This window comes from Niabella terrae, assembly GCF_054783135.1.
Map to the genome: position 1 here is coordinate 461,927 of NZ_BAAGRD010000001.1, position 13,450 is coordinate 475,376.

Consider the following 13,450-nt stretch of genomic DNA (forward strand, 5'->3'; position numbering starts at 1 on the left):
AGAGAATTCTGTAAGCTTCTTCAACAAAGGGTTTCAATGGAATCGCATTTTTCAATTGGAATAATTCACTTGCAACAAACTGCTTTTTAATCTGCGAAATAGAGTGTGATTAGCGGCTGATATCCACAAGTTGATTTTTTATTTGTTAATAAATTTTATCGTAATTTATTTTTATATCGATGAAATAATAATTAATATTGTGATGGGAAATTTATTTTCCCGTACTTACTAACCCATTTATATAAAAATAATCCCTTCCGATACGAAGGGATTTTTTTATGCCCGGCAAAAAATAAAACGCTTGGCCCTGGCTAAACATTAACTTTACACAAAAGAGTTTGCATGTTAAAATCAATGACAGGATTCGGCAGGGCCGAAAGTACCATCGGCAAGAAAACATTTTTAGTCGATATAAAATCTTTAAACGGAAAACAGTTCGATCTGTCATTACGGCTACCCGCAATTGTAAAACCTTTTGAATTTGATATCAGAAAAACAGTAGCAGAAGGGTTGAGTCGCGGCAGTATTGACTGCAATATCAGCCTGAAAGATGCCGGAGACACAAAACCGGTCACCATCAACACCGACCTGGCCCGAACTTATTATCAGACCTTGTTGCAGCTGACGGAAGAACTTAATATTGAAAGGTCGAATATTTTAAATGCATTGTTAAAATTGCCAGAAGTCATTACCCCCTCCAGTGATGTGCTCAGCGACGCGGACTGGCAGCAATTACAAAACCTGATACGTGAAGCGGTTGCGGACCTGAATGGACACCGCGAGAACGAGGGCGCGGTACTGGAGCAGGAGCTCCAGCACCGAATCGACAATATCGTAGCGCTTCAAAAACAAGTTATTGCATTGGATGGTCAGCGACAGCAGGGTATCCGGGATGGGCTTTTGAAATTACTTGAAGATCGTGTTGGGAAGGAGAATTATGATGAAAACCGCCTCGAACAGGAACTGATATACTATATTGAGAAAATTGACATCACAGAAGAAACCGTTCGCTTAAAAAATCATTGCGATTATTTCACCAGCATTCTGAAGGAAGACGGCAGCCTGAAAGGCAAAAAGCTCTCTTTCATCTTACAGGAAGTGGGTCGGGAAATCAATACAACTGGCTCCAAGGCCTATAACTCCGAAATTCAGAAACTGGTGGTCATGATGAAAGACGAACTGGAAAAGGCAAAAGAACAGGTATTGAATGTGTTGTAAGACGAAAGATGCGGCTGCCTGTTAAACTTGGCTTACCTTTGCCGCAAATCGTTTCCTATTGTATCTCTCACGAATGATAGTCGTTTTTTTAGTGCTGGCCGTATCCTGCGGTCAGATTGAACTGAATGAACGGATGGTGGATATGCCCCGGCATGAATGGCGGGCCAGCCAGTTGGCTGTACTACGCTTTGAAGTAAGGGACAGCGGTTACCAACAACTTTATTTTGTATTGCGGCACAATGACCGGTTCGAATTCGATAAAATCAGCGCCCGCCTCATTATTCAGGATACCGCCAAACACCCACTACAACAAATTGATTTTGTAGCTGCGCTTACAGACAGCGCCGGCAATTGGAATGGCACCGCCATGGACGACCTCTATTATGCCAAATTGCCCATAGGTGCTCCGGTTCTATTGCAACCCGGCGTATACCGGTTTGCACTGCAGCATCTCATGAAGGACGACCCGCTGCAACATCTGCTGGATGTGGGCGTCGCTATAGAAAAAGCAGGCAATGGAAAATAATATTAAATCCAGGCTCAGGAAGACCACCACTATTTTCTGGCTATTACTCATCTATATTGTAGCCGCACTTATCTGGTGGTTTATCTCTCTGGAAAAACAGAATGATCAGCTTTACACGGCATACAGGGAGCAATTGACCACCCTTACTGTAAACGACAGCACTGCAGACTTGGCAAATGCGCGTATGGGGCAACTGACCAGGAACTACAATATGAACCGCTTTAAATATGCAGGGGAGGGTATTGTATTTCTGATCGTTATGCTGGTGGGTGCCGTTTTTATCATCCGTTCGGTAAGGCAACAAATAAAAATGCAGCAGCAGCAGCAGAACTTTATGATGGCTGTAACGCATGAACTCAAAACACCTATTGCCGTAACCCGGCTGAACCTGGAAACACTGTTAAAACATCGCTTGGAGGAACAACAACAGAAAAAACTTCTGGAAAGAACTCTTGACGAGGCATCCCGGCTCAATTTCCTGACCAATAATATCCTGGTTTCGTCTCAGTTGGAAGGAAGTGCCTATCAGATGAATTTTGAAGATCTGGATCTCTCCAACCTGCTACAGGACCGGATTGAGGAGTTTAAAAAGCGATTTCCTTCCCGAAACTTCCAAATAAACGCAGAAGAGGATGCCGATGTACGGGGTGACGCCTTTTTACTGCAGATTCTCATCAACAATCTCCTGGAGAATGCCATAAAATATTCGGAAAAAGACCAGCCGGTCCATGCCCTCCTGAAAAAGGAGGGTGGTCGGGTTGTCTTATCGGTGATCGATGAGGGCAAGGGCATCCCGGCTGAGGAAAAACAGCGTATTTTCTCCAAATTCTACCGGATCGGCAACGAGGCGACGCGTACCAAACAGGGTACGGGCCTGGGGCTCTATCTTGTTAAAAAAATCGCGGAAGACCATAATGCAGACATTTCAGTGACAGACAATACACCCACAGGAAGTATTTTTGCAATCAGTTTTTAGAATCGCAAATTAATGTACGGTTGAAATCATGAGTAAGGCAGCACAAGAAGCAAGTATTTTACTGGTTGAGGATGAAGAGAATCTCCATGAAGCACTAAGACTGAACCTGGAACTGGAAGGCTATCAGGTAACTTCCGCCTTCGACGGCAACAAGGCCCTGGATGCCGTTAAAAACGAATATTTTGATCTGATTATCCTGGACGTCATGCTGCCCGAAGTTGATGGGATTGCAGTCGCAGAATCCATACGACTGGGCAATAACGAAGTGCCCATACTCATGCTAAGTGCCAAAAACACCAGTTCCGACAAAGTGCTGGGCCTCAAAAAAGGCGCCGATGATTACCTGACCAAACCATTTAACCTCGAAGAACTGTTACTCCGGGTTCGTAAACTCATCGATAAAAATCAGAAACTCCAGGACAAAACCACCCTGGGGAATTCCTATAGTTTCGGGGGCAATCTCATCGATTTTAAAGCTCAGGAAGCCACGACCAGGTATGCCGGCCGGGTCCAATTAAGCAAGAAAGAAAGCATGCTGTTAAAGCTGCTGATTGAAAACAAGAATGAAGTCGTACCCCGGGAAAAAATACTGCAGGCCGTCTGGGGCTATAATGTCTATCCCACGACCCGGACGATTGACAATTTTATTCTCAACTTCCGTAAATATTTCGAAAAAGACAGCCGCAATCCCAAATACTTTCATTCTGTCAGGGGCGTCGGATATAAATACAGCGAGTAAGCCATCGCCATTCGCCCGTCAATACCTAATTTTAACCTACAGCACCGGTCAAAACCGGCCGCCTGCCCTGACTATGCGACATTATTTTCTCTTTCTGGCGGTTCTTTTCTGGCTGATGGGATTGTCGACATCCGGATATTGCCAGACAGACCAGGGTGTCCGGCTGCATTTTTCCACGGCTTATAACAGAACCGATTTGCGCTGGTCTATCGCCGGTGATATCCACGGCGCCGATCCCAATATACTTTCTGAACTAATTTGGCGCCGTCAGACGGGACCGGTGTCCGAGCTCGGACTCAGTATACCACTTAACCGTAAACTTGAAACGGCGGCGACATTCAGTTACCAACCCATCCTCTCCGGAAATGCGGTGGATATCGATTACCTCAATAACAACCGCCAGGGAGAAGTATATCATGCGGACCTGAATGCCAACCGGGGACACCAGCTTTCCGCAAGTCTCCAGGCCCGATATACCGCGACGGCAAACAGGACGTTTTCCTGGAAATTGCTGACCGGATTTGATTATCGGCAACAAATGCTCTGGTTATTAGGCGACCGGCCCGAAACAGCGGGTGTGGAAAGCTCTTACCGTAACTATTGGATAGGTGGTCTGGCAGGCATGGATTTCAATTGGCTGTTTCATCGATACGACCTCCTGCTACATGGCGACGGAAGACTTTACAGTTATCAGGCCAAAGCGCAATGGAATCAGATAGAAGTCTTTGAGCAACCGGTCAGCTTCCGGCATTTTACCGGAGCCTATGCCCTGTCGGGCCGCCTGGAAGCCGGATACCGGCTCCTGGGCCAGCTCCGTCTGTATGGGTTTTCGGAACTGTATCATGCCGATGGCTGGAAAGGATTGGACCGGGCCTATTATACCGACCAAACCACCTTTGATACCCGGCTGAACTGGGTAACCACCACCAGCCTCAGTCTGGGACTGGGCCTGAACTATCAATTTTGAACTTCTTTTCCTATCAGGGTGCAGCGTAGACCTGTTGGCCGCCGAGATAAGTTCTGAGGGTTTTGGCAGCCAGCAATTCCGACTCGGGTGCCTGCATCAGGTCCCGGTCCAATACGATGAAATCCGCAAATTTGCCGGGTTCCAGGCTCCCCTTTTCCGCTTCTTCAAATGCTGCTTTGGCCGCCCAGATGGTCATCCCCCTCAGGGCCTGTTCCCTGCTCAATGCATTTTCCATTTGAAAGCCTGCCTCAGGAAAACCAGAAGCGTCACGGCGCACTACTGCCGCATAAAAAGTCTTAAACGGTGATATATCTTCCACCGGGAAATCGGTACCAAGAGGAATCCAGCCATTCTGTTGCAATAATTGCTGGTAAGCATAAGCACCTTTCAGCCTTTCAGCACCCAGCCGGTCACCGGCCCAGTACATATCAGAACTGGCATGAGTGGGTTGTACAGATGGCACAATGCCGTATTGTTTAAAAGCATCGAAATCTCCGGCCTGAACCACTTGCGCATGTTCAATTCTCCAGCGCAGGTCATTGCCCGGAGGCAGGTGACGGCCATAAATTTTCAGCAGTAGCCGGTTGGCGCTATCACCGATGGCATGGGTACACATTTGCCACTGGTGGCTGGCAATCAACCCGGCAACTGAATCCAGGTGCGCCGCCTTATTCAATAAAAAACCTTTCCAGCCCCGTTGGTCTGTATAATCTTCCAACAGGCAGGCACCACGGGACCCCAGGGCACCGTCTGCAAATAGTTTAAATCCGCGCACATGCATGGATGCCGTCTTAATAATTCCCTGTTTGGCCAGAAAGGCATAGTTCGGTGGCGCATCACTTAACATTACATACAGCCGGATTTTCAATGCGCCGCTGTCCTGTAGACTGCGCAACTGGTTGACGGTCTGATAATTCAGGCCACAGTCCTGCAACGAAGTCAGCCCCTGGGCAAAACAGCGTTCTTGCGCATGTAATAGTGCCGTTTTTAACACTTCATCGGAAAGCGCCGGAATCCTTGCAGCTACTTTATCCATGGCATTATCGATCAATACACCCGTCAGTTTTTCGTTGCGGGTAAGGTAGGCTCCTCCAGATATGGTATCCGTCGGCCGGATACCGGCGATTGCCAGGGCCCGGTCGTTAGCAATGGCGGCATGGCCATCTATGCGAACCAGATATACCGGTCGGTCCGGAAACAGCTCATTGAGGGCTTCATTATCAGGAAAATGCTTCTGGGGCCAGTCGTTCTGATCCCAACCGCGACCGATGACCCAGCTTCCCGGGGCAGCCGGCAATAATTTAAAAGCGGCTAATTTTTCCATGATGGCAGACCAGCTTTCCGTACCGGTCAGATCGAGTTCCGTCAGGCCTTTGGCGTAATTCACAAAATGCGCGTGGGCGTCTATCAATCCCGGATAAATAAATTTTCCTTCCGCGTTAAGGCTGTCCTTACAGTCATAAGCTTCCAGCAGGGAATCCTTGCTGCCGGTAGCCAGAATTTTACCATCAGCGATTGTCATCGCATCGACAACACGGAATTCGGAGTCCACGGTGTAGATGGTCGCATTATAAACTATCAGATCGGCAGGCTTTTTAAAAGAGCAGGAACTCATAAAGGCAACCATTGTTAATAAGTATATGATTGGGCGCATAATTAGAATTTCAGAACGAAAGTAAAAAAATAAGCCCTTACCCAGGCACCAGGCCCGGATTTTTGTAAGCGCCGGGTTGGATATCCGGGTCTTACCATTTGAGGTCAGGTTCCTTTAAAATTGAGGCGGTTCTTGTTTTTGATTGCCAGGAAAACTAAATTTGGATCAATTTTTAAAAACTACTTAAAATCAAACCTCGTAAATCATGAGTGAACTATCAGATATTGGCGTTATCGGACTGGCCGTTATGGGCGAAAACCTGATTTTGAATATGGAAAGCAAAGGCTTTCAGGTAACCGCCTATAACCGTACAACAGACAAAGTGGATCAATTTATAAATGGTCGGGCCAAAGGAAAAAAAATTCTGGGCGTCCATTCTGTTGAAGAACTGGTGGCCTCGCTACAATCACCCCGGAAAATAATGCTGATGGTGAAAGCCGGCCAGCCGGTGGATGATTTTATTGAATTGCTTTTACCGCACCTGGATCAGGGTGATATAATTATTGACGGTGGGAATTCCCATTTTCCCGATACCGAGCGCCGAGTAAAATATGTCGAAAGCAAGGGCTTGCTTTATATCGGCACCGGTGTATCCGGAGGTGAGGAAGGTGCCCTGCTGGGACCATCGATTATGCCGGGCGGATCCAGCAAAGCCTGGCCGGAAGTCAAACCCATCTTTCAGGGCATCGCAGCAAAAGTAGACGATGGTACCCCCTGCTGTGACTGGGTGGGCAGCGGCGGTGCCGGCCATTTTGTAAAAATGGTACATAATGGTATTGAATACGGAGACATGCAACTGATATGTGAAGTATACCAGATCATGAAGGACCTGCTGGGTATGACGGCCGATGAGATGCATGAAGTCTTTAAAACCTGGAATGAAGGGGAACTGGACAGCTATCTGATCGAGATCACCCGTGATATTCTGGCATATAAGGAAAACGGACAACCATTGATCGATCAAATTCTGGATACCGCCGGTCAAAAAGGTACCGGTAAATGGACCGGAACGGTAGCACTGGACCTGGGCATTCCTTTGACCCTGATTACCGAGTCGGTTTTTGCGAGGTGTCTCTCTGCGCTTAAAGACGAACGGGTGGCGGCATCCAAAGTTCTGAAAGCCGGCCCCAAACCCGGCTTCGAATTTGACAGAAAAGAATTTCTGTCCGAACTGCACGATGCGCTTTATGCCGCAAAACTGATTTCCTATGCACAGGGCTACCAGATGATGCGCGCAGCTGCCGCAGAATTCGGATGGGATCTCAATTATGGCAATATCGCCCTGATGTGGCGCGGTGGCTGTATCATACGCTCCCGCTTTTTAGGTAATATTAAAACGGCTTTTGACAATAATCCGGATCTGGTCAATTTATTACTGGACCCCTATTTTGCAGATAAAGTCCAGCAGTGTCAGCAAGGATTGCGTCAGGTGGTGGCCACGGCTGCCCTGAATGGCATCGCCGTACCCTGTTTGAGTGCAGGTATAAACTACTACGATGGCTACCGTTCCGAAAGATTGCCCGCCAATCTTTTACAGGCCCAGCGGGATTATTTCGGTGCCCACACTTATGAAAGACTGGATCAGCCCAGAGGAAAATTCTTCCACACGAACTGGACCGGCCGTGGTGGTGATACGGCATCCACTACCTACGACGTTTAAAATTTCTTTTGATGCATAACAAATAAAGCAGCCATGAGGCTGCTTTATTTGTTATCGTCACTCAGGAAAGGTATCCCGGCATCAACTAGTTCATGTATTTGAGAATCTCTGCACTCATTGGCAGGGTTTTGGGCGAGAAAGTAGCGATCAGTTCGCCTTTTTCATCAATCAGAAATTTTCCAAAATTCCAGGTAACCGGATTGTCCAGATGCTTCTTGTCCGCCTCTGCCTTCAGGTACTTATAAATCGGCGCCACATCCTTTCCCTTAACAGAGACCTTAGCCGCCATTGGGAAAGTTACCCCGTAATTCTTTTTACAAAATTCGGCAATGTCTTCATTGCTGCCGGGTTCCTGTCCCATGAAATTATTAGCAGGAAAGCCAACAATGACCAGCCGGTCCTGGTATTTGTTATACAGGGCCTCCAGATCTTCGTATTGCGGTGTATTACCGCATTTGCTGGCTGTATTGACTACCAGAATTTTTTTACCTTTAAAATCAGCAAAATTAATCTGGCCCCCGGTTAGTCCGTCCACTTTAAATTGATAGATCGGTCCGGCTGCCATCATGCTGCCAGCCACCAACAGCGAGAGTAATAAAATTTTCATCAGTTTATTTTTTTAATATTTTCCTAATTGGATGTCCTGAAACTGCTCCGTCGCTTTGCGTCGCTAAATTTACGGATTTAACGTAGAATAATTTTGGTACCGATGACAAACACCAGGTTGATTAAAAAAGCCGAAAGCAAAAATTACTTCCGGCTTGCCTAAACCCTAAATCACAAAACTAAAAAGCTACATTACCAGATCAAGTTAGAATCTACATACATAACAATCCCTTGGTTGCTTTTGTTTAATGCGAAGTGATTCGGTAATAATCAATAACTTACCAATATACTTTACAGGTCGGCCGTTTTCAGTTTCCGGGACAGTTCTACTGTGATCTGGCGGTCTTTATCCTGACGGCGGATACCCAGTTTCAGGGTATCACCTGCCTTCGCTTCAGCCAGTTGTTCCTGTAGCGCTTCCGTAGTGCTGACGGCCTTACAATTGACCTCCCGGACGAGGTCTCCTACTTCCAGGCCCGCTTTCTCTGCATCTGAACCGGATTCCACTTTCAACACTTTGATGCCCTTGCCTTCGGCATCATCCTGCACCCGGAGACCCAGCCTGGGGCCGGAATCATCTGAATGAAACCAATTGGGAGCATCCAGACGGTAGCGCCGCATCTGACCATTATTCAGCGGACCACCGGGCAGATCCCCCAGGAGTTCCCGAAGGTCAAAATTGCCGTCGTTGAACCGCTGCACATCACCGTTAAAACCAAAATCCTGTGGCCCCTTCCATTCGGTAAGTGCTGCCGTAGTCGTTTGGGTTTTACCATCGCGGAGATAGGTTATCTTGACCTTATCCCCGGGCTTCTTGTCTTTTAATGCTTCGGCGAGCTCACGGGGGCTGCCGATTCCGGAATCGTCAACCTGGGTGATGATATCATCTGTTTTCAAACCGGCCTTTTCAGCAGCAGTGCCGGAAGTCACCTGGGTGATTCTGGCACCCTTGTCATCAGGGCCGGTCAACACACCCAACATCGCTTTATTCGGTGCGCGGTTGATGCCTTGCCAAGCGCCATCGCGAGCGTCCGGAGCAGGCCAGGCTGAAAAATTATCCAGGTCTTTGATTTTCATCCGGCGCACATTCACTGTAGCGTCTTCATCATCTGTTGCGGGCTTTCCATTGACAGTGATCTTGTCGCCATCCACCGTGATATTTAATTTTTCATCCGTATTTCCTTTGCGGGTGATAATGATTCGCTCTGCTTCCTGGTGCTCCTTTGCCTCCTGGGCTCCTAAAAAGGCGGGTAAAAAAACTGTGGCTAACAGTATATATTTTTTCATAATTAATTGATTTGAAATCATAAAATGCCAGACTGGATCACCATCAGGCCGATCAGCCGGATCAACTACGTTAAGTTTCGTAGTTCAAAGATAAGCGGAATACCATTGGGATCAACGTAAGTTTTTTGTTAAATTATCAAAGAAAAGTGGTCTGGCCGGAAGGCGGTACGGGTGCCGGTACATCTTTTCCCGGTACCGGCAGGGCCCGGCCACATTTCTTGCAGAAGAGCGCATCACTGGCGTGGTTCCGGTTACCGCAGCCTTCGCAGCTGATGTCCGGGTTGTCCATATCCCGGTAGCGGGAGACCAGGGAGGCCGACATAATCCCCGTAGGCACCGCAATGATGGCATACCCCAGGATCATTATAAAAGAAGCGATCATTTTTCCGACTGCCGTGACAGGAGCCAGGTCGCCATACCCAACCGTAGTAATCGTCACGATGGCCCAGTAAATGCTTTGGGGAATGCTGCTGAAGCCCGGGTTATGGGGGTACTCGATCACATACATCAGCGAACCGAGAAAAACAGTTAGCAGGACCACAAAGATCAGAAAGACCATAATTTTATGAAAACTGCGCAGCAAGGCCAGCATCATATAACGGCTTTCATCCAGCAGACTCACCATTCTGAAAATACGGAAAATCCGAAGCAGGCGGAAGGAACGGATGATCATCAGCATATGCCAGTGTGGCAAAACAAATTCCAGGTAGGAGGGCAGGATCGCCAACAGGTCAATAATCCCGTAAAAACTCAGGGCGAAGCGTCTGGCTTTTTTGACACAATAAAGTCGCAGCAGGTACTCAATGGTAAAGACCGCCATGAATACATAATCCAGCACCCGAAACATTCGTTCATAGGCAAGGGCAATAGACGCCACCGATTCCAGAATCAACAGGAAAACATTCAACAAAATAATCAGGATCAGCCCCTTGTTGAATAATTTCCCCCATGTTGTATTGTTCTGAAAAATAGTAACGTACAGCCAGTACCGGAACCGCTGCGTTTCATCCGGCGCATTGTGATCCTGTAATACATCGTGCTTGTCAGGTATAATCCTAAAAAGAGACATGGATGCGTACTGTGTCGTTTAATTCCCGGGTAATCTGATTTCTGTCAGCCAGCTGCTAAAGTAGGCCTTTTATCGTTTCTATTACCTGACGCAGGTTTCCGGCTTCCTGTCCGCCCGCTGTGGCCAGGGTTTTCTGACCACCGCCGCCTCCTTTGATCAGGGGTGCTACCTGCTTTTTGATCAGCTGACCTGCGTCCAGGCTTCTGGCGGCTACTACATTCTCGGCTATGCTGACAGCCACGGCCGCCTTGCCTCCGATATTCGCACAGAGTACGATTACAAAATCCTTGAGGTGATTTTTCAGATCCCCACATAATCGCTTCAGGGCATCGGGATGGCTTACTTCTACAATCGCGCCGATAAAATTAATTTCGTTGATGATCTCATCTGCGTTCAGCAATTGGTTGCGAATGCCCACGAGCTCCCGGGCCTGCAGTCTTTCTACCTGTTTTTCAAGACTGGTTTTCTCCTGCAGGAGTTTATCGACTGCCTTAATGGGGTCCTGGGTCTTCAGCAATTCGCTCAGCGCCTTATGCTGGTTCAGACGTTCATATATATATTGGAGGGCGGCGGGACCTGTGAGGGCTTCAATCCTGCGCACGCCTGCGGCTACAGCCGATTCTGCGGTAATCACAAATAATCCAATCATGCCGGTATGCCCGACATGGGTTCCCCCACATAATTCAATCGAAAAAGCCGGATCGATGGTCACCACCCGCACTGCATCACCGTATTTTTCTCCAAACAGCGCCATAGCGCCCAGTTGAAGGGCGGCTTCCTTGGACATTTGCTGGATGTCTACTGCAATATTCTCGCGTATCTTTTCATTGACAATCTGTTCGGTTTCCCGTATCTGTTCCTCAGTGATTTTGGCAAAATGCGAAACGTCAAACCGCAGGATATCAGGTGAAACCAGCGAACCTTTCTGATTCACATGATTACCCAGTACCTGTTTAAGTGCGGCATGCAACAGATGCGTTGCGGTATGATTATAGGTCGTGTAAATTCTTTGGGTAGCATCAACTATTGCCCGGAGCGGCTGCTGCGGACGATCCGGCAGCCGATCGCTTACATGGATAATCAGGTCATTTTCCTTTCGGGTATCGGTGATCGTGATTACCTGTCCGTCTTCCAGCACCAGTTTACCCCGGTCGCCCACCTGGCCGCCGCTTTCCGGATAAAATGGCGTGGTTTCCAAAACCAATTGGTACTGTGTTTTATTCTTGACTGCCACTTTACGGTAGCGGATAATCCGGGTACCCACATTCAGGTCCTCATAGCCCACAAATTTTACAGGCTGTTCCGGTCCGGTCAATACCCAGTCTTCCGCATCGATTACGGTGGCAGCCCGGGACCGTTGTTTCTGTTCCTGAAGGGCCTGCTCAAAACCCTTTTCATCTATTGTAAACTGATTTTCTGCTGCAATGAGTCGGGTCAGATCAATAGGAAATCCAAATGTATCGTAGAGTTCAAAGGCATCATTACCGTCAAAAACACCGCGTTCCCGGTGTTTGTCGATCAATACATCGATGCGTTTCAATCCCTTCTCCAATGTCCTTAAAAAAGCGTCCTCCTCTTCTTTTATGACTTTTGCAACAAAGGATTCCTGTTGTTGCAGTTCCGGAAATACGCTTGTAAACTGATCCGCAATGACAGCAACCAACTGATACAGTAAGGGTGCTTTATATTCCAGGTTCGAATAGTAATATCGGACAGCACGACGCAGGATTCTGCGGATCACATAACCGGCACCGGTACTGGAAGGTAATTGTCCGTCTGCAATGGTAAAACTTATGGCCCGGATATGATCAGCCAGCACACGGAAGGCAATATCTGCTTTACTGTCACTGCGACCATAGGTCTTGCCGGTAAGTTGTTCAATAGCGCTGATCGTTCCTGAAAATATATCGGTATCATAGTTACTTTCCTTTTCCTGTAACACGCGTACCAGCCGCTCAAAACCCATTCCGGTATCCACATGCTTTGCAGGCAGGGGCTCCAGGCTGCCATCTTTTTTTCGGTTGTACTGAATAAATACATTATTCCAGATTTCGATAACCTGCGGATGGTCGGCATTGACCAGGCTGCTTCCTGCAACCGCCTGCCGCTGCGCATCGGGCCGGCAGTCTACATGAATTTCAGAACAGGGACCGCAAGGTCCGGCATCGCCCATTTCCCAGAAATTGTCCTTTTTGTTGCCCCGAAGAATCCTGTCGGGCGCAATCCAGCGGGCCCACTGATCATAAGCTTCCTGGTCGAAGGCCAGTCCTTCGGAGGTATCGCCTTCAAAAACCGTGACATAGAGTCTGTCCTTGTCAATACCAAAACGAGCGGTTAATAGTTCCCAGCTCCAGGCAATTGCTTCCTTTTTAAAATACCCCGCATCAGAACCGGCCTGTCCAAAACTCCAGTTGCCCAGCATTTCAAACATGGTATGGTGATAGGTATCTACCCCCACTTCTTCAAGATCATTGTGTTTGCCGCTGACCCGCAGGCATTTCTGGGTATCCGCCACCCGGGCAAAAGGACTTTTCCGGTTGCCCAGAAAATAATCCTTGAATTGATTCATACCGGCATTCGTAAACATCAGGGTGGGGTCATTTTTCACTACGATAGGTGCAGAAGGCAGGATCTCATGGCCTTTGCTCCTGAAAAACTCAAAAAACTGCTCTCTTATTTCGCTGCTTGTCATCAGATGATTTTAGGGGTGCAAAGATAGAAAGAACTCATCAAGTCCTGACGCCCGCC

11 protein-coding genes are annotated in these 13,450 nt (G+C 47.8%); 6 read left to right on the forward strand and 5 right to left on the reverse strand.

Annotation, left to right across the window (positions count from 1 at the left end; translation table 11 throughout):
- Window positions 1–342 precede the first annotated feature (342 nt).
- The 5 genes from ACYVI9_RS02055 (at window position 343) to ACYVI9_RS02075 (ending at window position 4,426) form a co-directional block, all read left to right on the forward strand.
- Complete coding sequence (locus tag ACYVI9_RS02055) at window positions 343–1,218, forward strand: YicC/YloC family endoribonuclease (RefSeq protein WP_460759973.1); 876 nt, start codon at window positions 343–345, stop codon at window positions 1,216–1,218.
- Between the two features lie 73 nt (window positions 1,219–1,291).
- Entirely contained in the window at window positions 1,292–1,744 is a 453-nt protein-coding gene (locus ACYVI9_RS02060; RefSeq protein ID WP_460759975.1) for a gliding motility lipoprotein GldH family protein, read from the forward strand.
- Entirely contained in the window at window positions 1,734–2,720 is a 987-nt protein-coding gene (locus tag ACYVI9_RS02065) for a sensor histidine kinase (protein WP_460759978.1), read from the forward strand. The genes ACYVI9_RS02060 and ACYVI9_RS02065 overlap by 11 nt, the downstream gene beginning before the upstream one ends.
- Before the next feature lie 28 nt (window positions 2,721–2,748).
- A complete protein-coding gene (locus tag ACYVI9_RS02070; protein ID WP_460759980.1) occupies window positions 2,749–3,459 on the forward strand; it encodes a response regulator transcription factor in 711 nt (236 codons plus the stop codon).
- A gap of 73 nt (window positions 3,460–3,532) precedes the next feature.
- Window positions 3,533–4,426 (forward strand): hypothetical protein, encoded by an 894-nt coding sequence (locus ACYVI9_RS02075; RefSeq protein ID WP_460759983.1) that lies wholly within the window; start codon window positions 3,533–3,535, stop codon window positions 4,424–4,426.
- Between the two features lie 13 nt (window positions 4,427–4,439).
- On the opposite strand, the gene ACYVI9_RS02080 is transcribed toward ACYVI9_RS02075, so the two are convergent.
- On the reverse strand, window positions 4,440–6,080 hold the full coding sequence (locus ACYVI9_RS02080; protein WP_460759985.1) for an amidohydrolase: 1,641 nt from the start codon (window positions 6,078–6,080) through the stop codon (window positions 4,440–4,442).
- 205 nt (window positions 6,081–6,285) lie between these two features.
- Here ACYVI9_RS02080 and gnd point away from each other — a divergent pair, with 205 nt between their 5' ends.
- On the forward strand, window positions 6,286–7,740 hold the full coding sequence (gene gnd / locus ACYVI9_RS02085) for a decarboxylating NADP(+)-dependent phosphogluconate dehydrogenase (protein WP_460759988.1): 1,455 nt from the start codon (window positions 6,286–6,288) through the stop codon (window positions 7,738–7,740).
- 85 nt (window positions 7,741–7,825) lie between these two features.
- Here gnd and ACYVI9_RS02090 read toward each other — a convergent pair whose 3' ends face one another.
- The 4 genes from ACYVI9_RS02090 to alaS all read right to left on the reverse strand — a co-directional run bounded on the left by ACYVI9_RS02090 (window position 7,826) and on the right by alaS (window position 13,394).
- Window positions 7,826–8,347: a glutathione peroxidase gene (locus ACYVI9_RS02090; protein WP_460759991.1), complete on the reverse strand. Its 522-nt coding sequence runs from the start codon at window positions 8,345–8,347 to the stop codon at window positions 7,826–7,828.
- A gap of 290 nt (window positions 8,348–8,637) precedes the next feature.
- Window positions 8,638–9,633 (reverse strand): PDZ domain-containing protein, encoded by a 996-nt coding sequence (locus ACYVI9_RS02095; RefSeq protein WP_460759993.1) that lies wholly within the window; start codon window positions 9,631–9,633, stop codon window positions 8,638–8,640.
- 136 nt (window positions 9,634–9,769) lie between these two features.
- Complete coding sequence (locus ACYVI9_RS02100) at window positions 9,770–10,702, reverse strand: ion transporter (protein WP_460759996.1); 933 nt, start codon at window positions 10,700–10,702, stop codon at window positions 9,770–9,772.
- Window positions 10,703–10,757: 55 nt separating this feature from the next.
- Window positions 10,758–13,394, reverse strand: coding sequence for an alanine--tRNA ligase (alaS, locus tag ACYVI9_RS02105; RefSeq protein ID WP_460759999.1), 2,637 nt, complete (start codon window positions 13,392–13,394; stop codon window positions 10,758–10,760).
- Window positions 13,395–13,450 lie beyond the last annotated feature (56 nt).

Bases quoted from the DNA above. Each gene is read 5' to 3' on its own strand.
- ACYVI9_RS02070 (WP_460759980.1), top strand. From the start codon at position 2,749: ATGAGTAAGGCAGCACAAGAAGCAAGTATTTTACTGGTTGAGGATGAA.
- gnd (WP_460759988.1), top strand. From the start codon at position 6,286: ATGAGTGAACTATCAGATATTGGCGTTATCGGACTGGCCGTTATGGGC.
- ACYVI9_RS02075 (WP_460759983.1), top strand. From the start codon at position 3,533: ATGCGACATTATTTTCTCTTTCTGGCGGTTCTTTTCTGGCTGATGGGA.
- ACYVI9_RS02055 (WP_460759973.1), top strand. From the start codon at position 343: ATGTTAAAATCAATGACAGGATTCGGCAGGGCCGAAAGTACCATCGGC.
- ACYVI9_RS02060 (WP_460759975.1), top strand. From the start codon at position 1,292: ATGATAGTCGTTTTTTTAGTGCTGGCCGTATCCTGCGGTCAGATTGAA.
- ACYVI9_RS02090 (WP_460759991.1), bottom strand. From the start codon at position 8,347: ATGAAAATTTTATTACTCTCGCTGTTGGTGGCTGGCAGCATGATGGCA.
- ACYVI9_RS02065 (WP_460759978.1), top strand. From the start codon at position 1,734: ATGGAAAATAATATTAAATCCAGGCTCAGGAAGACCACCACTATTTTC.
- alaS (WP_460759999.1), bottom strand. From the start codon at position 13,394: ATGACAAGCAGCGAAATAAGAGAGCAGTTTTTTGAGTTTTTCAGGAGC.
- ACYVI9_RS02100 (WP_460759996.1), bottom strand. From the start codon at position 10,702: ATGTCTCTTTTTAGGATTATACCTGACAAGCACGATGTATTACAGGAT.
- ACYVI9_RS02080 (WP_460759985.1), bottom strand. From the start codon at position 6,080: ATGCGCCCAATCATATACTTATTAACAATGGTTGCCTTTATGAGTTCC.
- ACYVI9_RS02095 (WP_460759993.1), bottom strand. From the start codon at position 9,633: ATGAAAAAATATATACTGTTAGCCACAGTTTTTTTACCCGCCTTTTTA.